Genomic DNA, 261 nt, shown 5'->3' with positions numbered 1-261 from the left:
ATCCGCGGGTCGAACACCCGCGCCGGGACCGCCACCGGTTCCACCGGCTCCCCGGGCCGGTCGGCGGCGTAGGCGGCCGGCAGGGCGCCGTAGTCGCGCGCCTCCGGGGCCCCGCCCCAGCGCAGCCGGTCGAGCACCGCCTCGCGGCTGAGGCCGGCCGTGGCGAAGGCGGTCGAGGCCAGCCCGGCATGGGCGTCGCCGGCCAGCCCGGCGAACGCCGCCCGGGCCTGGGGCGCCGACAGGGTCGCGACCGCGTCGTAG

At 81.6% G+C, this 261-nt stretch carries 1 protein-coding gene; it reads right to left on the bottom strand.

The window, feature by feature from the left end; translation table 11 throughout:
- The coding region (locus MFF40_RS28510; RefSeq protein WP_238263182.1) for a hypothetical protein at positions 1-261 on the bottom strand (261 nt) is incomplete at both ends.

The sequence above is a fragment of the Methylobacterium mesophilicum genome (genome assembly GCF_022179445.1).
Lineage (GTDB): Bacteria > Pseudomonadota > Alphaproteobacteria > Rhizobiales > Beijerinckiaceae > Methylobacterium > Methylobacterium mesophilicum.
The sequence above is the reverse complement of the archived record's forward strand: the minus strand, read 5'-3'. Positions and strand labels throughout refer to the sequence as shown.